Below are 21,364 nucleotides of genomic sequence, written 5' to 3'. Positions count from 1 at the left end.
TTCTCACTGGCTTAACTAAACTATAAAGGAGAATTGTAAAAACTGTGTCAATTACACATTAATAAATTGTTTTATTATTTTTTTAATTGTGATGTTGTTGTTTTCAAGTTAACCAATCAGATTTACGAGATGAATACATGCTCAAGCGCTTGATCTAGAATGGCCATTGCTTCTTCCATTTGCTTCACGCTTGTTATTAATGGCGGAACAAGCGTAATCACATTTCCGCTGGACACCTTAAAGCTAAGCCCGCGGGATAAGCATTCATAGAGAACCTTTTCAGCACCTACAACTTCCTTCTCTTTCGTCTCCCGGTCGGATACGAGTTCGATTGCGGCCAGCATCCCTTTCACCCGAACATCGCCTATGACGGCATACTTCTCCTGCAGCTTCCGAAGCTGAACAATTAGCCATTGCTCCATATTTTGTGCATGCTCAAGCAGGTTTTCCTTTTCGATGAATTCAATGGTGGCCAGTGCAGCCGCGCAGCCTACGGCGCTTTTCTCATGCGTATAATGCCCAAGGGAAATATCGCCTGCAATATCGAGATGCTCTCTAGCGATAATGCCTGCCATTGGGAAAATCCCGCCGCCAAACCCTTTGCCAATAACGACGATATCCGGCACAATGCCATAATGCTCGTGAACGAACATGGTGCCCGTACGGCCGAGCGCCGTCGGTATTTCATCCAGTATGAGCAGCACGCCATACTCATCGCAGATTTGACGAAGGCGCTGCATATAAGCAATGCTCGGAATCTGTACATCCGTGCTGCGAATCGGCTCAAGAATAACCGCACATACATCCTCTTCTCTCTCTAGCATGTAGCTTAAATAATCCAGATTCCGGTTGTTAGCCTCTTCTCCTTCGCCAAAGATTGAACGATAGCTGTTATAGGGCATCATATGCTCCGTTCCGGACATCAGCGGCCCGATCCCGCTTCTGAATACAGCTTCTCCTCCAACGGAAATCGCATCCAAGCTTGCGCCATGGAAGGAATCCCAAGTCGAAATCGTTTTGTGCTTGCCAGTTGCCCGGCGCGCAAGCTTCAGCGCTATGCCAATCGCACTGGTGCCGCCTGGCGCAAACAGCACCTTGTTTAAATCCCCCGGCGCCAGCTGGGTTAGCTTCTGCGCCAGTTTAATCGCAATCTGGCTCGTATATCGGCGCGGCAGAAACGGCAGCTGATGCATTTGAGCAATGATTGCATTCATCACATACTCGTTTTTGTAGCCAACCTGGTGAACGCTGTTTCCATGAAAATCAATTACTTTGCGCCCATCTTGATCCTCAATGTAGATGCCCTCTGCTTTTACAATCGCATTTAAGCATGGCGTAGACATCGACTGATGAAGAAAAAGCTTGCTGTCCTGTTCCAGTACAGCAAGCGTCTCTTCGCTTAGATGCTCGTCTTGCCAAGCTTGGCGGGCATCCGTTCCATTGATATCTCCTTCTATGCGGCTATTGATGCGGATTTCCATATGGCAGCTCCTTATTCATCAATCGTTCATTGATTTGCTCAATCATCGCAGGCAGCTGAGAAATGTCTTCGATAACGGCATGCGCTCCTGCTTCCCTATACGCCTTACTCACAGAAGCGACCATATGACGTTCTTCCTCCGGCGAAAGCTGCTGCACCTCGGCCTCCGTTAACCCGAGCATCGAGCTGCCTTTTACGATACCGATCGCCCACACGCCAGCACTATTCGCCTCTTGCATGTCAGAGGTTGTATCTCCGACCTTAACCACTTGCGCATGATGGCGCAGGCTAAGCTGCTTCATATTCTCATAGATCATGTAAGGATAAGGTCTGCCTTTATCCATAACCAGATCAGGGGTTACCCAATGGTCAGGCTCATAACCGTTTTGCTTAGCCGCTTTCGCCACGATGGATAGCATGGCCGAGGTATAGCCTGTAGTTGCACCGATTTTCAAGCCTTGCCGTCTGAGCAGGTCTACGGTCTCTACAACATAGGGATTAGGCTCTCCGAATTGCGAGAGTATGGCCAGCAGTCTAGGCTCAAACCGCTCATGCAGCTCATCAATATCCGCTTCCGAATAGCTGCGGCCGAATTTCGCTTGAAATTCAGCTGCTATTCTTGGCATTTGCAGCAGAGACTGAATGTGATCCCACTTCAATTGCCCCATAGGAGCGCGAACTTCCTCCATCGTTAATGGAATGCCGATCTCCTCAAAAATATGGCTAAATACCTGCACCGGCGCAAAGCAGCCATAATCAACTGTCGTTCCTGCCCAATCCAATATAACGCCTTCAATTCTCATCATTGCTCTCTCCCACAAAACGTAATGTGTGCTCAATCAAACGTTCCATATCCTCTGCATGCACATCTCCCATATTCCCAATGCGAAATACATTAATATCTGTTAATTTACCAGGATAAATGACATAACCAGCCAACTTCAGAAAGTTGTAAAAATGCTCAAATGTAAACGGAATATGCGTTGGATATAAGAAAGTTGTAATAAGCGGTGACTGCAGCTCCTTTGGCAAGTAGGCTTCGAAGCCAGCTTGCGTCATCCCATCCACGACGATTTGCTGGTTTGTGCGATATCGTTCATGGCGAGCTTCTACCCCGCCCTCTTCCGCTAGTTCCTTGAGCGCTTGCTTAAAAGCATGTACGACGTGCGTTGGCGAAGTGAACCGCCATTTGCCGGAATCCTTTTCCATCGTCTCCCACTGATCATACAAATCCAGCGATAACGAGCGTGCTCTCCCTTTGCACTTCATGAGCTCATCCCTTTTGCATAGAATAAAGCTGAAGCCAGGAACGCCTTGGATGCATTTATTCGCGCTGCTTATGACAAAGTCAATCTGCAGCTCTTCTACTGCGATTGGAATTCCGCCAAAGCTGCTCATCGCATCGATGATGGCTAGACGACGATTTCGTTTAATGGCATCCATCACCGCCTCAAGCGGATTTAAAATGCCTGTCGTCGTCTCGCAATGGACCATAGCCACATGCGTAATCGACGGTTCCTCAATCAGCTTCCTTTCCACAACAAGCGGATCAACCGGTTCATTAGGTTTAAACTCGAGGGAAAGATGCGGGATGCAGAGTACCCTTGCAATGTCCTCCATACGCTTCCCATAAGCGCCGTTTATCAGCACTAGCAGTTTGCCGTCACTCGGAATGACCGAGCCAAGCGTCGCTTCCACACCGAAGGTGCCGCTGCCCTGCATAAACACTGCCGTATAATGATCCTTAGATGCACAGCCAACCTCTAGCAGCTGCTGACGAATCTGTTCAACAATCGCTTTATATTCTTGATCCCACGTACACCAATCCTTTTGCATTGCCTCTTTAACCGTTGGCGTTGTCGATAAGGGCCCAGGCGTCAATAATAAATAGGGGTTGCTCATAGTTCCTCCTGCAGCTGCAGCTCGTATTTAGGATAGATGGGATTGCTCCACGCTACTTTTCCACAGGCATCTACGCATTCCACTCGTACATATTGCTCATCATTTTGAATAAAATACTCAGCTTCGGTGATGTTTACGCCGGTAGGGTCCATTTCCGCCAAACCATTGTTCGGAAAAGTAATAAACCGAATGCTCCGAACAGGCGAGCACACGACTTTCAGTCTGTTGTTCTCAATGCGCAGATCATAAATTTTCGGACCATTGGAGCTATAATATTGGCCAGCTTTTATCGCATCAATAATCGCTTGCTGCCCTAATCGTTCGCTCTCAACGACAATCCAGCCTCCATAAAACTCGGATACCGCCATGTCCGTCGGACCGCCGTGGGCATCGTCTGCCGCAATAGCGTTGACCCGCTTGCCCCACTTCAGAACATAGTCCCAATAAGATACGCCGTAGCCTACCGCCTCTTGAATTTCGGATTGGTGATTATAGATTTCAATTGCCGCATACCCTTCAAGCTTCAGCAGATCCTCTTCTCGGTTCTTGGACCATTCCGGATGATTCATAATGACGAGATTTCCTTTGCTTCTCATCTCATCAATTAATCGCTGAATCGTATCCAAGCTCTCATAATCCGGCTTAGCATGCACCTCATCGTGCTGAAAGGGCATCTCGGCCAGCAGCGAGCGATCCAAAAGTCCATGCAAGTGATATTGTTGCCACGTCGTTTCACGTTCCATTTCACAAGCCATTTCATAGCCATCCAGCATAATAAATGCTTCCGTGTCGTACGCATCGCTTTGGAAATAGATTTCATGGTCGCTTAAGCACATAAAATCATAGTCCTTTGTGCGATAAGCCTCTCTCATTTGCTCTACCGTATATTCGCCATCGCTGCGAATAGAGTGCGAATGAATGTTACCTTTATATTTTTGACGCCCCGCGTTTAATATCATTGCATCTCTCATTGTTATTCCTCCTCGGCTAAATCTTCTACAAAGATCGGATTAGACCATGCAATTCTGCCCTTTTCATCCACACACTCTACCCGAATATAGTTCATGCCCTTCTGGATCACCATACTTCCAGAGGTCATTAGCTCGCCCTTCTCTCGTTCTACATGGAACGGCCCACGCAGCGGAAATGCTTTAAACATGATGTACTGGCAAGGAGAGCACTCCACATGGACAAAGCCATTCTCTACTCGGAAATCAAAAATTTCAGGTCCAGAGCTGGAATAAAACTGTCCTTTTTTTAGTGCAGTGATAATGCTTGCCTGTGAAAGCTCTTCTGCCTCGACAGAAACCCAGCCGCCGCCGTACTCAGGAATTTTGCAGCTTGGATCATGGTCGTGCGAGTCATCGGCAGCAATACCGAACACGCGCTTGCCATTCTGAAGCGCATGATCCCAGTAAGCCGCCCCATAGGAAGAGCTCGTCGTCCATTCCGTTGCGTGATTATAAATTTCAATGGCAAAAAATCCATCATACCGAACCATATCCTCAAAGCGTGTCAAATGCCATTCGGGGTGATTGAACACAACAAGATTTCCATGCGCCCTCATATCGTCAATCAGCTTCTGCGGGGATTGTTGACCCTCCCAAGGAATGGGAACCTCAAACGTTTGCAAATGTTGAAATCTATCCTTGTCCGACTCGACCGTTGGATCGTCCAATACGCCAAAGTGGTAGCCTGGATCTTCATCCGGCACAAGATTTAATCCGCCTCTCTCCATACCGGGCAGTACAAGGAATGATTCCGTGTTATACTCTGCGGTACGAGCGAATACATCATGATCCGTTATACTAATGAAGTCGTAACCCATAGCCTTGAATGCAGCAACAACTTCCGATGCCTCTTGCGATCCATCTGACCATGTCGTATGCAAATGTAAATTCCCTTTGTACTTCCTTTTGCTTTTATCCAAATATACGGCATCCTTCATTGTCATCACTCCTATTTTCTTAGTCATCCGTTAGAACGAAAATTTGCTGAGCATGTAAAATACGAACACAACTTATTTTTGCTTTTAATTGCTTTTACTTTTATTTATGTTGTTTTAATTATTCTACTGCGAAAAATCGACCAATACAATGCCATTCGCAAGATTTAACATAATGATTACAATCTTTACACAACAACAAACAACATCAAACTAACAAACTAATAAATCTTTATATATAAAAAAAGCCAGCAGAGAAGACTCGCTTCTCTGCTGGCTTTCCTGATTAATTCAAACCTCAAAGTTCATGATTCCGTTGGCATCATCCATCTCGTATTCGCCTCTTCCAGTTGGGCGTTCCATGCTGCCGGAGGCTCTAATTCCGAAATAACGATATCGACATTATGAAAATCGCATATTTTGACCATGGACCGTTTGTTCCATTTCGATGAATCCGCCAAAATGATCGACGTTTCCGACTGCTGAATCCATTTGCGGGTAAGCGACGCCTTCTCATAGTCATAGCTTGTGAATCCATGCTCAATCGATAAGGCATCAACGGTTACGAATGCTTTATTCACAAAAATATCCGACATATTTGCTTCCGCAATCGCACCCGTTACGCGAAGATGCTTCACATTCACTTCTCCGCCAAGCATAATCATTCGGCCATCGAATTGCTCTCGCTTCTTGAGTTCAATCAAAGCCATTAATGCGGAGATCGAGCTCGTTAGCACGGTAACCTGCTGTTTCTGAGCGAGAAACGGGATAATCTGAAGCGGCGTCGTGCCTTCATCGATAAAGATAACATCATGGTCTTCAATTAGCGTATAAGCAAGATAGCCAATTTTCTCCTTCGCCTCTTGATTAATGCACGCTCTTTCAAACAAGGTAGGCTCGACCTCAACCTTTAGCTTAATTGCGCCGCCGTACACCTTCTTAAGCTTGTTTTCCTTCTCTAGATCATCCAGATCTCTACGAATCGTTTCAGTCGTAACCTCGAACATACGCGCCAGATCGCTCGCAATGACCTTTCCATGCTCATTCAGCAAATTCATAATACTCAGCTTTCTTTCTTCACCCGCGAGAGACATCGCAAACCCTCCTAATCTTTATCACTACTATTCTAACGCACTCATAATCTATAGAGATGCAGCCGCTGACGGCGATTCAGGGATATTCCCTACCAAATTCCGCATCCATTTCTGAGAGCGATAACGTTTGTATCCGATCAAAGCCTTGCTTATTTCTTCACATAAAAATAGGCCATAAACCCATTCGAGCGGCAGATGGAGCACATACGCGCCAACGAATACCGCTGGCAATGCAATCGCCCATGTTGTAATTAGAATCATATTCATCGTAAACAAATTGTCCCCGCCTGCTCTAAACATACCGACAATCCACACATTATTCAAGAAAAATGCAGTCATCGCCAAAGCCTGCAGCAGGAGAACATTTCCTAAAGAAGCGTGAACCTCAGCGCTTAGCTTCGGAAAAACAAGAGACGCGAATGGCGAAACGATAACAATGACAACACTAATCATTATACCAGCGATAACCGAAATACGCGTAAATCTACGAGCATACTCTATTGCCTGCTCTTGATTATCCTTGCCTAGCTGTTGACCAATCATCACCTTTGCTGCATAGGCAAATCCGTGGATTCCCATCATAAAATACCCCTGAAGTGTATTCGCCAGCTGGAACGTAGCCAATGCCGCAATGCCTAGAGATCCGAAAGCTACGGCATAGAGCATGTTGCCGATCGACCACATGCCTTCGTGGAACATGAGCGGCGTTATCGTTTTCAATACCTGCTGACGCAGCTTCAAAGGTAAACTGAAAAGCTCTCGAACTCCAATATTTAAATAATACGATTTACTATAAATGAAAACAAACAAAAACAACAAGCTTATGCTTGAAGCGATTAACGTTCCCCAGGCGGCTCCTGCAACGCCAAGCTTTGGCAAACCCAGCCTTCCATAAATCAAGCCGTAGTCCAATATAATATTGACCGCCATCGCACATAAGCCGACATACAACGTAATCTTAACCTTGCCTATAGATCCGAGCGCCTGAGCATACGCATCCCTAATCGCACTAATGAGAAAAACAAAGGCCATAATTGAAACGTATTGTAAACCAAGCGGCAGTAAGTCAGTGTCCTTAATAAATAAAGTTAGAATCGGTTCCTTCCAAATCAACACAACAACGAACGCCAGAAGACTCATACCGATTCCCGTAAGCAGCATAAAACCGAATGTCGCCCGCATAAGGGTATACTGCTGCTTACCATAATATTGGGTCATATAAGCGGTCATCCCATAGACAGCGGTAAGGATCATGGATAAAATGAAGCTGATTCTGCCAGCAGCGGCAGTTACGGCGACAGCTCCATCCCCCAAGCTCGTCACCATTAGCATATTAACAATCGAAAACGAATTGCCGACGAGCATTTGCAGCACAGATGGGATGACCAATTCTTTCATCTCGCGTTTAAACTCTGACCTTCTGATTGTATTCATCCCTAAGCCTATCCCTCATTCTTATTCAAATTATACGACAATTCGCATGCTTTTCACATAGCTTCAAGCGATTACATGGTAGTTTTCATGTGGTTTACATTGCTTTCATGTTGACTAATCCATCTTACAAATTGTTTGTCTATTAATCAATGTGTATTGGAGCGATTGTAGGAGGTTTACAAATACTTTAAATTTCGTATAACAAAAAGACTACCTCCGTTTTATCTAGAAAGTAGTCTTTCCTTTAACCGTTTGCTTTCGTTTTTGTTCATTTTTTATATGCTTTCTTTCGTTTTGATTAGTCTTTGCTAATCCAGATTTACCGCTCTGGCATTAAGTGCATTTACTCTGATCGTATCAATCGCAAGTGGAAAACCATCTGCTTGTGTTATTACAATGCTCTTACTTTCTCCTGGCAGCAAATCAAAAAAATTGTCACTCATACGGACATTGCCTTGTGCAATCTGAATATTAATCATCCGAGCAACAGCATCATTAGCCTGTACGTGCAGCGTGCCTTGCTCACCATTCCAATGGGCAACAAGACTGGATTCAGGTAGTCTAAGAAGTCGGTAATCTCTTAGGTAATAATAATTATCAAAGCAATCCCATTGTTCAGCAGACAGTTTCACTACAACTTCTTCTGCAGGAATATCTCCAAGCAATTCATTTTCTTCCCACTCGCCTAGCCTAACAGCTGAATTGGCTGTCACCTTAGCCGCAACTTCCTGCCGCTTGATGAGAGTGCCATCCATATGATAAATCGCCAGTTCCACGTTGCCCTGATACGCATCTAAACGGTCATTGACTGCCCAAAGCACGATAGGACTTTCTGGTCCATAATCGATGGTCAGCAAGAGCGGATGATAGAATTTGCGCGCATAGTAAAAGGATGCTTTTGGCAGCAGCTCATAGTCAATTAGTGACCAGCTTGTCCCCGGCCAACTGTCATTATGCTGCCAGATCAAGGAACCGCTTGTGCGTATTTTGTTGCGCCGATAATGTTCGATGCCATATTTGAGTCCTTCAGCTTGTGTCAGCATGGAATAGCTCATGTACTCCTCAATATTGCTCGGAATACCCGTAAACCCTTCCATGAGTAGAATCCCCTTTTGATGATTCGTATCTTTGTTGCGGTAAGCCATCTCTGTGCTGCCCCAGTAAAACTGTCCTTCTGGAATATACTTTTCGAGCGTGTAGCGATTAGCAGAAGCATGCATGCCGAATTCGCTGCTGAATAGCGTATCATCTTTTTTATAATTTTTAAACGTGACACCTTCAATACTATAATCCAGCATTGTTTTTTCGCCAATTTTACGTGGATATACGGAACCGTGCCAGACTTGCCAATTATGACGATCTCCTACATTGGGATCATTAGCATCATTGCCGCCATATGGAGACGAAGGCCAATAAGGACGCGACGTGTCTAGTTCACCGAGCAGCTCAGGCAGAAGCTCATGATAAATCGTTTCACCATAAAATGGACAAGTAATGTCACCATCGGCAGACTTCATATCGTATAACCAATCAATTTCGTTATTGCCGCACCATAGTGCCAAAGAAGTAAACTTCCTCAACCGTTTAATATTATAGATGGCTTCCTGTCTCACGTTCTCCATAAAATCAGCGTTGAAATCCGGGAATAGAGCATTAGCGAATGCAAAGTCTTGCCATACCAGCACACCAAGGCGGTCACATTCTTTGTAGAAAACATCTTTTTCATAGATACCGCCGGCCCATACTCGCAGCATATTCATATGGCTATCTACTGCAAGCTCTATCAAATCTGTATAGCGCTTGTCTGGTGCACTGCCAATAAAATGATCAACAGGAATCCAGTTGGAGCCTTTGGCGAACAGCTTCACACCATTTAGCAGGAAAGCAAAAGCATCGTTACCTAGATCATCTTGTACTTGAAGCTCAATGGAACGAATGCCAAAGGAATGACTATATTGATCCACAGGAACATCATTAGCAAGCAATACAACTTCAAGCTGGTATAAATAAGGTTCGCCAAGATCATGCGTCCACCATAAGCTCGGGTTCGTAACATTGAGCAGACAGGTTGTACGCTTGTCTTGAACCGGATTCGTTGATTCAGCTACAATATGGCCTTCTACATCGATTAGCTTTGTTTGGACAACAAAATCTTGCTTAGAAGAAAAACGTTTAATATCAACCGATACTTGTACCGATGCCTGTTGCGAGCTTGACGAGAGTGATTGAGCAAAAACGCTGTCGAAGCGCGCCTGGACAGTTCTAAGTAAATGCACTTTCCCCCAAATGCCTGTTGTCACCATGCGTGGACCCCAGTCCCATCCATAATTCATGGCTGCCTTTCTTATCCAAGGACGTTCCTTCGTATAAGAGGACCATTGCATAAGCGCCTTGTCCTTATGATGAAGGGATAATGGATCAAATTTAACTGCAATAGTATTTTTACCAGACTTCACAACTCTAGTAATGTCAAAGAAATAGCCACGATGCATATTAGCCGTTTTACCCACTTCCAGACCGTTGATAAAGACGGTTGCGAACGTGTCGAGACCCTCAAAAAAAAGCTCTAGCTTCTCTTGCTTCTGCAAGACCTCGTCCAGCTGAAATTTCGTTCTGTACCACCATTCCTTGTTCTCGATCCAGCGGCAATTGATATCGTTATGACCAAAGTAAGGATCGGTAATTAAGTTTCTTTCCATAAGTGTTGAATGGACACAGCCTGGCACTTTAGCTGTCATCCAGAATCGATCGTCTAGCCCCGCATCAGCAAGTTGCAATGCTGGTACTTGCCCTATGTCATAACCCTGCAATCTCCATTCTGCTGTAATCTCCATATAATCCTCCCATGATCTGAATAAATTTCAGGCCCGATTAAGTCTTAAGCTAAACACACTTAAGCCTCATCGGACCTGATAAAAGTCTGTATAAGTTAGAACGTTAAAGCGATATTTGTTTCACGATTACGAATTGTTCGATTCCGCAACTTTACCTTTTTCAACGAGCGTTTCATAAGCTTGCTCTAATGTAATTTGACCGAACATGACCGATTCTAGCTCTGATTTGTATGTGGCTGTGAAATCTTCAGCGCCAGCCGGTGCCGGATAGAATGGCAGTGCATTCGTTTTAGCTGCATCAAGAAGCTGAATACCTAGTTTTTCACCGCTTGTAAGCGTAGATTCAATCGATCCGAGCACTTCGCTGTTGATCGGAATACCACGAGTGGTTCCCAAAATTTTACCAGCCTCTTGGTCGGATATGAACCATTTTAAAAATTGCTTAGCTTCTTCAATACTTTTGGATTCAGCATTGATAGAGAAGAAGATCGTTGATTGTGCCCAACCACCGCCAGCTGTACCAATTGGATAGCTATTCACTTGAATATCTCCATTAGGGAGCAGTGCTTCTACTGCTGTTGCAGAACCAACGGAGGAACCTCTCAGCAATACACGTCCTTTAGCAAACGTATCCGTTTGTGGATCATTTTCTTTTGAAGAAAGCTGCAAATCAGCTTTCGGTACAATGCCTTTCTCCGAGAATTCAGCATAAATATTGTTGAATTCCATCCAAGTATCTTTATCTAAGTTAAATTTCCCATCCTTGAAAATAGGGCCAAGGCCTTTTGATGTTTGATAGAACTGATACCATTCCCAAATATTTCTCAAATCATCAATCGGATATTTATCGTTAGGCAGCTTTGTACGAGCTTCACGAGCAAAGTTAAAGAAGTCCTCCCACGTCCAATTGTTTTGCGGAAGTGTTATGCCGTATTGCTCAAGTCCTGCCTTATCATATACCATCGCTTGTCCGTTGTAGCTAAGCGGTATCCCATATAACTTTCCGTCAATTTTAACGTTTTCAAGCACACTTTCGTCAACAATGCCTGACAGATCCAAATCTGACAAATCAGCTAGTAAACCGCGCTTAACGTAGCTCTCAATATAAGCAGCATCCATTTGCATGACATCTGGTAACGTCCGAGAAGCCGATAGGGTTGGCAGCTTGCTCCAGTATCCATCCCATGCTGTAAATTCTGGTGTAAATTTAATACCCTCATTTTTACTCGTATAAAGGTCCAAAACTTTGTTCGTTGCTTCGTGACGCCCATCAGACCCCCACCACATGATTTTCAGATTCTTTTCACTAGCGGCAGCTGGGGTATTTGGAGATTCTGATGATTTTGATGAGCTGCACCCGGAAATAACTAGAGCCGAAGCAAGAATACCTGTTGTTAACATTTTCAACCAAGGTTTTGCTGTTTTCATACTTTGAACACTCCCTTTTGTAAGTTTGTATATATAAATTTAGGTGTTGCCGTTAGTTAGGCAGGACTAGCCTTTAATGCCTGTTGTCGCAATGCCCTCAACAAAGTGCTTCTGTGCCACGAAGAAGATAATCGCTGATGGCAGAACAGATAGCAATGACATAGCAAGTAATTGTCCCCATTGCACTTCAAACTGGTCAATAAACATCCGAAGACCAAGACCTACTGTGAATTTTTCAACTGAACTTAGATAGAGCAGCTGCGAGAAGAAATCATCCCAGCTCCACAGGAAGGTGAATATCCCAACGGTGTAAAGGGCCGGCTTGATAAGCGGCATAATAATTCTAAAGAAAATGCCATATACCGAAGCACCATCAATTTGAGCCGCTTCATCCAGTTCACGTGGAATACCTCGAATAAACTGTACAACCAAAAAGATAAAGAAGGCTCCTCCTCCAAAGAAGTGAGGTAAGATCAGCGGAATGTAACTATCTACGAAACCAAGTTTGTTATAAAGGATATATTGTGGAACGACGGTTACTTGAGCAGGCAGCATGAGTGTTGCCATTAGGACAGCGAACCAAAAGTTACGGAACCTGAAATTTAGTCTCCCAAAGCCGTAACCTACTAGAGCCGCTGTTAATACACCGCCAAGTACATTCCAAAACTCCATCATGAGTGTGTTGGCGAAAAATGTGGTGAAGGTATATTGGGATGAGAACGCCCAGCCATCCGTATAGTTTTGCCACATCCACTGCTCAGGAAAAAGAGATGGTAAAGATAACTCCGCGGTGCTTTTGAAAGAGGCACCAATCCACCAAATAACGGGGTAGATCATAAGTAGAGAGAATGGGATCAGGATAAGATGACTTTTCCAAGACCGCTTCGCTTCAGATGTCATATTTATTTCCCCCCATCTGATTCGTAATGCACCCAGTATTTCGATGCAACGAAGTTAATAAGCGTAAGGACGCCAATAATAAGGAGCAAAATCCAACCTAATGCAGAAGCATAACCCATTTGGAATTGCTTGAATGCCTTTTCATAAAGGAACAGCACATACATATAAGTCGAATTTGCAGGTCCGCCTGCTGTAATCACAAAGGCTGAAGTAAACATTTGAAAAGCATTTATAATACCAAGAACAAGGTTGAAGAATATAACCGGTGACAGCATCGGAATCGTAATATTGTAGAACTTCCTGAAAAGGCCAGCCCCATCAACAGAAGCGGATTCATACAAATCTCTCGGAATCTGCTTTAATCCAGCCAAGAATATAACCATGGTTGAACCAAACTGCCAAGCACTAAGAAGAATGAGTGTGCTAAGTGCTGTCTTGGGATTAGAAACCCAACCAATTCCTTCAATGCTAAACCAGCTAAGAATATGATTAATGTAACCATCCAGTCCGAACATATTACGCCATAGTGCTGCCACTGCGATACTACCACCGATAAGAGACGGGAAATAGATCAACGTTCGATATAGACTCATACCTTTAAGATCTCGATTAAGCAGCATCGCTACCATTAAGGAGAAAAACAATTTGATAGGAACTGCAAATAATACAAAGGTAAAGGTGACGACAAGCGATTTGACAAACAACCTATCTTTCTGAAAAATAGCTTCATAATTGCCTGTTCCGACCCAGGTCGGGGAATCAAGAAGTGAATACTGCGTAAAGGACAAATAAAAGGATTGTATTATTGGCCATAGTGTCAAAAGAAGAAAGCCTAGCAGCCAAGGAGAAATAAAAACGTATCCGGCTACATTATGCTCATATTTTCTTTTCGCACCTATTTTTTTCCCGAACATAGCATTACCCCATTTCCGTTAGAATCGATCGTATCTGTTAATGATTACGCTTTCTTTAGTTCATATTAAAAGATGAAACGGATTCAGTCAACTAAATTAGACTAAATTTTATGTTTTATTTTTGTTTGTAAGTTTATTTAAAGCGATTTCAATAATAACAAGATGTTGAAAGTTGATTTAAAAAGAAAAACGTCCTTGCCTCCTTGGGCAAAGACGTCCTATATTTGACTTTCTTTTTATGATCATCACTTTAGCTATTGGAAGAGATCGTTGCTGCCCGCGGCGTATCTATGCTGCTGCGAATAATAAGATCGCTTTGCAGCAGCAGCTTTTCATACGGCATATAGCTATTGGCTAATCTGCGGAAAAGCATATCAACAGCCTTTATGCCTAGCTCTTCACTCTCCGCGTTAACCGTACTCAGCTCCGGAAATTGCTCCAAAATATCCATATCATTGTCAAATCCCATAACGGATGTATCGAGCGGAACACGAATGCCCAGCTCTTCCATTGCACGCATGCATAGTGAGGCTATTTTATCATTGGCAAATACGAAAGCAGTTGGCAGATTGTTATGTTTCATTTGCTCAAAGCTGCGCTTGATAAGCGAAAGATTTTCAGGATGCATCGTTGGTTGAACTGACAACAGCGCACGGTCTGGTATATACGAGATTTCATTTTCCTCTAGCGCAGACTTGAAGCCATTCCAGCGGTCAGAAAAACTCCGAGCGAATCGCCAATCGCCAACAAATTGAATATGAGTGTGGCCTTTACCAATCAAATACTTAACTTGCTTACGCACGATGTCATAGTTATTCATAAAAACACTATCTGAACTGACGAGATCATCTTCGTGATCAACAAGGACAAATGGTACACCGATATTACGAAGATCAACAAGCATAGAAGAATTGATAAGTCCGATACCGATGATGCCCAGTAAACCATCAGGACGCATCACTTTATGGAAGTTGCGTGGTAGATCATCAGTAATAAGCACGGATGAGGTCCCACTGGCTTCAAGATTTTTGAAGACACCATCTAGTACTTTTCCCCAATAGCCGGAATCCCTATTCTGACTGCGAATGTTAGGAATTAGAATGCCAACAAGCTTGTCCTGATCTTCATCTAGCTGTTTACCGTTAAGTGATCGTTTACCAAGTTTCTGTTCAAGATAGCCGAGCTGAGAGGCCACTTCGAATATTTTCCCTCTCGTTGCGGAACTAATGCCAGGCTTCCCTGATAGCGCCTTCGAAACAGCATACTTTGACACTCCTACCCTGTCAGCAATCTCTTGCATCGTTACCTTTCTTGGCTTATCCATAAAATCATTCACTCCGAAGCTCATATTTCGTTAGTTTACTTGTAAACCTAACAGATTTCATTTCATCATAACAAATTTATGATTAGCTGTATAGAATGTTACACCTAAATTCAACTAATCGATTCTGTGCATCAATCGAGAAAAAATGATATTATGTATGTTGGGTAAAGGACTTTACTACTGCTTATATCGTTTTTAGATATTGCATTAAGAGGAGATAATATGAGTAACGAACACAACTTTTGGCTTGATTTGCCAAAGCCATTTTTTATATTAGCGCCAATGGAAGATGTCACAGATGTTGTATTTCGCCACGTCGTAAGTACAGCTGCAAAACCTGACGTATTTTTTACCGAATTCACAAGCACAGACAGCTATTGTAACCCTGCAGGAAGAGACAGTACTCGTGGCCGGTTAACGTTCACAGAGGATGAGCAGCCCATTGTCGCGCATATCTGGGGCAATAAACCTGCATTTTTCGAACAGATGAGCATCGATATGAAAAAACTTGGTTTTCGAGGAATCGATTTAAATATGGGATGCCCTGTCCAAAACGTCGCTTCCAATGGAAAAGGCTCTGGATTAATCCAACACCCTGAACTCGCAGCCGAAATTATTCAAGCAGCCAAAGCAGGTGGATTGCCGGTTAGTGTTAAAACAAGATTGGGTTACCACGAGGTTGATGAGTGGCGCGATTGGTTAGGGCATATATTGAAACAAGATATTGCGAACCTTTCCATTCACCTTCGTACAAAGAAAGAAATGAGTAAAGTAGAGGCGCATTGGGAGCTCATTCCTGAAATAAAAAAATTACGCGATGAAATTGCCCCAAATACGCTATTAACCATTAATGGAGATATTCCAGACCGCGCAACAGGATTGAAATTAGTGGAACAATATGGCGTTGATGGTGTCATGATTGGCCGCGGTATTTTCACCAATCCCTTTGCATTCGAGATAGAACCTAAAGAGCATAGCGCCAAGGATTTTCTTCATCTATTACTTTTGCAGCTTGATCTTCACGATCAATATTCAAAAGAAGACCTGCCGCGTCCATTTAAACCGCTTCTTCGCTTTTTCAAAATCTATGTTCGTGGATTTAGAGGCGCAAGCGAGCTAAGAACGCAATTAATGGAGACCAGGTCGACGGATGAAGTCCGCCGGTTAGTCCGTGGTGTTTTAGAACAGGAATTAGATTAATACAAATAATGAGAGACCTCCCAAAAGTTCAATGAACTCTGGGAAGGTCTCTTATTTTTTTGCTGCACACAGACCAGCATTATCGACGGTTGTATTTCTTTCATAATTCTTTCATAGCACTATGTTACACTTTACGGAGCTTCGCAAGCTCTATATTTACCTGAAATCGCTTTAACATTCAAGGAGGCATATTATGAAAAAAATGATTACTTATTTTGTTGTATTCACATTACTTACTTCTTTATTTGCAGGATTACCCATTCAGCCAAAAGCAATAGCAGCTGCACTCACTGATGCATACGGCATTAAGGAAACCCCCTTATCATTAGCACCAAATGCATTTACTTTTCCAGATAAAGGATATATTGAAAATATTAATATTATTGAAGTAGATGATTCTAACAATCTGTATGTGATTGCTAATGAAACCTACGTCAATGCAAGCGATATTTTCCATTTTACAACCGATGGAGATTTTCTAGGCCGCTTAATTACTCGCAATCAGTTAGCCGCTCAATTGACAGGTGCAAGTTGGAATACAAGCGTGGGAGCGCCGACTATTGAGCCAGTTAAGATGGCTTTTTCCAAAGAAGGTCTAAATCGTTATCTATATATTGTCTTGAAAGATAAGAATGCAGGTTATCCAATGATTAAGCTCGACTTATCTACAAATACTGTTGTCGAGGATAATCTGCATGTATTTACATCCAGACCTACGGGGATGCAAAAGGGTAAGGATGGTCTCATCTATATTTCCTCGTTTGCATGGAAGCATTACTCCATCTTGGATACTGCAGCCGCCCCTTTATCAGTTACAACAGTAAATGCTACATTGAATGATTATATTTCGGGCATTGTATCTACAGAAGACGACAGATATCTAGTCAATGGACCTTCCAAAGCTTATATTTGCAATGAGCTAGATCTGACGAATTGTACTACGCTTCATACAGATTACTCTTATTCCAATCCTTCTGCCTCAGAAAATGGTAAATTTAGTGCGTTGGGTGCAGAAACTTTATTTGATAACTACCTTGTTCTCAATGAAAACGAAACAATTGAGATTAAAGATGCTTTTTCACTTCGTTCTTCCTTTATTGAATTTACAAATAACGGAGATTTAATCATAGGCAATCAAGCAGGCATAAAGTTTTATTCCTATAACGATTCTGAACGAACCTACACCTTTGAGAACCTTGTAAACAGTTATCGAGGAGAAGTTTATGAGAATGAATTCGTTCAAATGATTGTAAACCCGGATAATGGTCATTTTTTTGTTGTTGATCTAAATACGAGTCATCTTGATGAATTCGACGAACAAGGCATATATATACGCAGTAAAGCTTTTCCTAATGAAACTGGAAGAGTAGCTTATCACGATGGATACTTTTTCTCCCTTCTAAGTGATGGCTCCCCGAATATGGACATTATATCTGCTGATGATTTCACACTTCTTGAGACGGTCCCGTTCGATCCGAATGACATCCTATGGACGCCAAACGGACAGCTTCTGGCCCTTTATAGCGATAAACTAGAACAATATTCTTGGAATGCCGCAACCAAAGAGTTAGTAATCGAACATACTTATCCGGTAGGTGGATATGGCCTGAATATGGTTGGCGATGGAGAACAGATTACTTTCACCGAAATAAATAGCAGCAATTTGTATTTGCTAAATCCTAATACGCATCAATATGTTGATACCACACACCAGTTAGGCTTTGGTAATAGTATGATGGACAGCTCAGGTTTACTAATCCATCATGATTGGTTAACCTTATCCATCATTAAACCGAATTACGGGACTGTTTTTCAAAACCGAAATAACCTTTACTCCATGCAATGGAGTTATTACTCGAAGGATACCTATCTCGTTCCAAAAATGGGTTATGATCCTGCTTCTCAAAAATATAAAATGATTCCTGTTCTCGTTCAGATGACTACACAGGATTCAAACGATGAGGCTTCATTTACAACCGTCCCTGAAACCCCAATGTATCCCGCTGCGCTTGTCACGGGTACGACATCAGACTTAGGCATTGACTTTCCCCTTAACGGAACAACCCTAAGTGAAATTCAAATTACAGACTACCACGGCGATATAAAATTATTTTTCACGGCTCATCCTGAGACTGGAATCGTCGTAAATGGTTCGCCTGATGCCATCTATCATGCCGTAATCGGCAGTGAAATTGGCAAAAGAATGGCGGTTGTACAGTTTTCAAATGTAAATCATTCATGGAATAAAGGAACATTGCTGATTATCTTTTTTGAGGAAACAGGAGAAATTGTCGTACAGGCTGAAACGCATCAACCCACCTCTTCGATGGAGGTATATACTTATCGTAAACAAGATAATGAAGGCTACCGTGATTTCCCATCAGGTACAGCTCAAAGCATCCATCTTGTGAATGATTCGTTCATAGCTGAGCACGGCAGAGCGTATATTCCTATCTTATTAAAAACGGGAAATACACTTACAGTACCTGTGCTAAATACTCCTGGAGATAAAGAGCTTTTCGACGAAAATCAGGATGAAGTCGTTCTAGAATGGACAAATTCCAATAGCTCTGCCAACTATAATAAGCAATATTTGCTGCTCTCTACAGATGCTAGCTTTCTCAAGTACCAACAGCTCGATGTGACGGGTCAAACCAGCTACAATCTGAATACCTCACCGTTGTTACCAGGTACTCCTTACTATTGGAAGGTGCTGGCGGTGAATACACCAACTGCAGAAATCGCAATGTCAGATACGCGACAATTTGCATTTAAGAACTGGACAATCGATCTAGCAATCAACAGTACATCCTTTGCTACAGCACCCGTACAAGTGACACTAGATACTTTAAATCTTAACTTTTTCAAGAAGGCTGGCGTTGCTGTAAGCACCTCCCCGCATCCCACTATAGAGGATGAGATGCTTGCTCTTACTGCCCCTTATCAAGTAGTAATGAACGATACGATTAATGGACTACAGCCGGATACCGTATATTATGCCAGAGCATTTGCTACAGATGGTACTGAGACCCGATATAGCCAGCAAGTTTCGTTCAAAACAGAAAAATTCAAGTATTCATTGCAACTAGAAAACGTTAACTTCTCACCCACGGTAACCACTGCTGTATATTCAGCAACCGTACCCTATGAAGTATCCGTAACAAAGGCTACTTATGATCAAACAAAAGGCATTACCTCGGCAGAACTATGGGTCGAAGGTTCATCTTATGGCTGGGAAACAGATATTCCACTACAAGTTGGGTTGAATAAGATAGCATCTCGCTTCACAGACGCTTCGGGTACTCACGATTCTACTATACTTGTAACAAGAGAAGCAGCGCGTCTAGCAACAGCAGTAACGAATGTGACTGCTACCGCAGGCAATGGTACTGCAACCGTGCGATTTGACACACCAACTGACAGTGGCTCCTATCCAATTGATAAGTATGTCGTTACTTCACATCCTGGAAATATTAAAGCTGAGGGTACGACCACGGATATTGCAGTAACTGGTCTTACGAATGGAACGAGTTATCGTTTCTCGGTACAAGCAGTGACAGCGGCGGGTGACGGGTCCGAATCCGGTCTATCCAATACAGTTACACCACGCGATGAACAAGATGTACAAATTCCGCCAACAACGGGTAGTACTGATGTATCTCCTAGATTTGATATTTGGATCAATGGAGAGGGCGTCAAGGCTGCTAATCTTAATGGAGAATCGAAAATTGTCTCCTCCAGAGAAGAAAAAGACATTAAGCTAGAAATTTCTCAAAAAGCTTGGACAGAGCTATTTGTTCCTCAAGGCTTTGTACAGCTAGAACATCAAGGGATCGAGTATCGCTTCCCAGTCGACAATACTATTACTGATCAAATGAAGCAGCAGCTGAACATTTCAGAAGGAACAACGTATTCCGTCGTATTGCATCTGCAGGTTGATGAACAAAAATCTCAAGCCGGCTCGCTGCCAGCAGGAGTTGTCAGCAACGGAATGCTCATTAAGCTGAAGCTGGAAATCCATGCAGGAGAGAAATCAGTAGAGGTTGACCGTTTTAATCGCTTTGCACAGCTTCGTTTCCCGATTAATTCAACAGATCTAACGACAGCTGTTCGTCTGGTTGAGAAAAGCATTTCCCATATTCCGACCAAGTTCATCACGAAGGGTGGCCAAACCTTTGCTGAGCTAAGTCTCATTAGCAACGGCAGCTTCACAATGATTCAATACTCGAATCGCTTTAATGATATTCAAGGACATTGGGCAGAGAAACAAATTCAAGAGCTAGCAAACCGCCGTGTAGTCGTTGGATTTGCGAATGGAGGCTTTAATCCGAATCAACCTATTACCAGAGCACAGCTAGCCGCTCTGACAGCAAGAGCCTTAGGTTTAGGCGAAGTCAGCTATAAAAACGGATTTAAGGATGTCAGTCCAGAAGCCTGGTATGCCAATGAGTTGGAGGCAGCGGTCACTTTTGACTTGTTAGAGGGTTATGATGATAGCAGCTTTAAAGGAGATAGCTTAGTCACTCGTGAGCAAGCCATCGTCGTTCTTAATCGTATCGCCAAATTAACGGGTATCCGTGTTAAAGACGATGCTGTGCTTTCTGCCCTTGCCTCCTTCGACGATGCAAATCAAATTTCATCTTGGGCACAAGCAGATGTAGGAGCGGCATTGTCAGCTGGGATCATTCAAGGCCGCAGCAATGGACAAATTGCCCCTCAGGAATGGATGACTAGAGCAGAGCTATCTGCGATTTTATATCGCTGGCTAATGCATACGGATCGCCATACACCTGCAAAAGCAAATACATAAAAGGGCTAGACGAGAAACCGTAAGGTTTTCCGTCCAGCCCTTTTCTTTTAGTGAATTTTTGGACAGCCCCTTCTCTGTTTGTTTCACTTCGACGTACTA

At 43.2% G+C, this 21,364-nt stretch carries 14 protein-coding genes; 2 read left to right on the top strand and 12 right to left on the bottom strand.

The genetic code is table 11. The features are described 5' to 3' along the window. Nucleotides 1-122 precede the first annotated feature (122 nt). From E0496_RS21515 to E0496_RS21460, 12 genes are all read right to left on the bottom strand, one after another. On the bottom strand, nt 123-1,481 hold the full coding sequence (locus tag E0496_RS21515; RefSeq protein WP_141503853.1) for an aspartate aminotransferase family protein: 1,359 nt from the start codon (nt 1,479-1,481) through the stop codon (nt 123-125). Beyond that, nucleotides 1,462-2,286: a phosphonoacetaldehyde hydrolase gene (gene phnX, locus E0496_RS21510; protein WP_241674919.1), complete on the bottom strand. Its 825-nt coding sequence runs from the start codon at nt 2,284-2,286 to the stop codon at nt 1,462-1,464. Before phnX ends, E0496_RS21515 begins: the two co-directional genes overlap by 20 nt. Then, the gene (gene phnW / locus E0496_RS21505) at nt 2,273-3,382 is read right to left on the bottom strand and encodes a 2-aminoethylphosphonate--pyruvate transaminase (protein ID WP_141503852.1); all 1,110 of its coding nucleotides are present in this window, start codon (nt 3,380-3,382) and stop codon (nt 2,273-2,275) included. The genes phnX and phnW overlap by 14 nt, the downstream gene beginning before the upstream one ends. After that, a complete protein-coding gene (locus E0496_RS21500; protein ID WP_141503851.1) occupies nt 3,379-4,353 on the bottom strand; it encodes a CehA/McbA family metallohydrolase in 975 nt (324 codons plus the stop codon). Before E0496_RS21500 ends, phnW begins: the two co-directional genes overlap by 4 nt. Before the next feature lie 2 nt (nt 4,354-4,355). Further along, the gene (locus E0496_RS21495) at nt 4,356-5,330 is read right to left on the bottom strand and encodes a CehA/McbA family metallohydrolase (RefSeq protein WP_141503850.1); all 975 of its coding nucleotides are present in this window, start codon (nt 5,328-5,330) and stop codon (nt 4,356-4,358) included. 302 nt (nt 5,331-5,632) lie between these two features. Then, the gene (locus E0496_RS21490) at nt 5,633-6,421 is read right to left on the bottom strand and encodes a DeoR/GlpR family DNA-binding transcription regulator (RefSeq protein WP_141503849.1); all 789 of its coding nucleotides are present in this window, start codon (nt 6,419-6,421) and stop codon (nt 5,633-5,635) included. Between the two features lie 48 nt (nt 6,422-6,469). Beyond that, the gene (locus E0496_RS21485) at nt 6,470-7,855 is read right to left on the bottom strand and encodes an MATE family efflux transporter (protein ID WP_141503848.1); all 1,386 of its coding nucleotides are present in this window, start codon (nt 7,853-7,855) and stop codon (nt 6,470-6,472) included. Between the two features lie 308 nt (nt 7,856-8,163). Continuing rightward, complete coding sequence (locus E0496_RS21480) at nt 8,164-10,689, bottom strand: beta-mannosidase (RefSeq protein ID WP_141503847.1); 2,526 nt, start codon at nt 10,687-10,689, stop codon at nt 8,164-8,166. Between the two features lie 126 nt (nt 10,690-10,815). Then, entirely contained in the window at nt 10,816-12,117 is a 1,302-nt protein-coding gene (locus E0496_RS21475; protein ID WP_141503846.1) for an ABC transporter substrate-binding protein, read from the bottom strand. 66 nt (nt 12,118-12,183) lie between these two features. Next, nucleotides 12,184-13,017 (bottom strand): carbohydrate ABC transporter permease, encoded by an 834-nt coding sequence (locus E0496_RS21470; RefSeq protein WP_141503845.1) that lies wholly within the window; start codon nt 13,015-13,017, stop codon nt 12,184-12,186. A gap of 2 nt (nt 13,018-13,019) precedes the next feature. Next, nucleotides 13,020-13,931, bottom strand: coding sequence for a carbohydrate ABC transporter permease (locus E0496_RS21465; RefSeq protein WP_141503844.1), 912 nt, complete (start codon nt 13,929-13,931; stop codon nt 13,020-13,022). 250 nt (nt 13,932-14,181) lie between these two features. Then, nucleotides 14,182-15,255 carry a substrate-binding domain-containing protein gene (locus E0496_RS21460; RefSeq protein ID WP_161601512.1) on the bottom strand — a complete coding sequence of 358 codons (1,074 nt, stop codon included), beginning with the start codon at nt 15,253-15,255 and terminating at the stop codon, nt 14,182-14,184. Between the two features lie 222 nt (nt 15,256-15,477). Between E0496_RS21460 and E0496_RS21455 the strand changes: the two genes are divergently transcribed. Both E0496_RS21455 and E0496_RS21450 read left to right on the top strand, forming a co-directional pair. Continuing rightward, the gene (locus tag E0496_RS21455; RefSeq protein ID WP_141503842.1) at nt 15,478-16,455 is read left to right on the top strand and encodes a tRNA dihydrouridine synthase; all 978 of its coding nucleotides are present in this window, start codon (nt 15,478-15,480) and stop codon (nt 16,453-16,455) included. Between the two features lie 193 nt (nt 16,456-16,648). Continuing rightward, entirely contained in the window at nt 16,649-21,265 is a 4,617-nt protein-coding gene (locus tag E0496_RS21450) for an S-layer homology domain-containing protein (protein WP_141503841.1), read from the top strand. Nucleotides 21,266-21,364 lie beyond the last annotated feature (99 nt).

Origin of the sequence: Paenibacillus luteus (assembly GCF_006542765.1) — a bacterium.
GTDB lineage: Bacteria > Bacillota > Bacilli > Paenibacillales > Paenibacillaceae > Pristimantibacillus > Pristimantibacillus luteus.
Note: the sequence above shows the minus strand (reverse complement) of the source record. Positions and strands in the feature narration are given on the sequence as shown.

Coding starts and splice junctions, on each gene's coding strand:
- E0496_RS21515 (WP_141503853.1), bottom strand. CDS start 1,481: ATGGAAATCCGCATCAATAGCCGCATAGAAGGAGATATCAATGGAACG.
- phnX (WP_241674919.1), bottom strand. CDS start 2,286: ATGATGAGAATTGAAGGCGTTATATTGGATTGGGCAGGAACGACAGTT.
- phnW (WP_141503852.1), bottom strand. CDS start 3,382: ATGAGCAACCCCTATTTATTATTGACGCCTGGGCCCTTATCGACAACG.
- E0496_RS21500 (WP_141503851.1), bottom strand. CDS start 4,353: ATGAGAGATGCAATGATATTAAACGCGGGGCGTCAAAAATATAAAGGT.
- E0496_RS21495 (WP_141503850.1), bottom strand. CDS start 5,330: ATGAAGGATGCCGTATATTTGGATAAAAGCAAAAGGAAGTACAAAGGG.
- E0496_RS21490 (WP_141503849.1), bottom strand. CDS start 6,421: ATGTCTCTCGCGGGTGAAGAAAGAAAGCTGAGTATTATGAATTTGCTG.
- E0496_RS21485 (WP_141503848.1), bottom strand. CDS start 7,855: ATGAATACAATCAGAAGGTCAGAGTTTAAACGCGAGATGAAAGAATTG.
- E0496_RS21480 (WP_141503847.1), bottom strand. CDS start 10,689: ATGGAGATTACAGCAGAATGGAGATTGCAGGGTTATGACATAGGGCAA.
- E0496_RS21475 (WP_141503846.1), bottom strand. CDS start 12,117: ATGAAAACAGCAAAACCTTGGTTGAAAATGTTAACAACAGGTATTCTT.
- E0496_RS21470 (WP_141503845.1), bottom strand. CDS start 13,017: ATGACATCTGAAGCGAAGCGGTCTTGGAAAAGTCATCTTATCCTGATC.
- E0496_RS21465 (WP_141503844.1), bottom strand. CDS start 13,931: ATGTTCGGGAAAAAAATAGGTGCGAAAAGAAAATATGAGCATAATGTA.
- E0496_RS21460 (WP_161601512.1), bottom strand. CDS start 15,255: ATGGATAAGCCAAGAAAGGTAACGATGCAAGAGATTGCTGACAGGGTA.
- E0496_RS21455 (WP_141503842.1), top strand. CDS start 15,478: ATGAGTAACGAACACAACTTTTGGCTTGATTTGCCAAAGCCATTTTTT.
- E0496_RS21450 (WP_141503841.1), top strand. CDS start 16,649: ATGAAAAAAATGATTACTTATTTTGTTGTATTCACATTACTTACTTCT.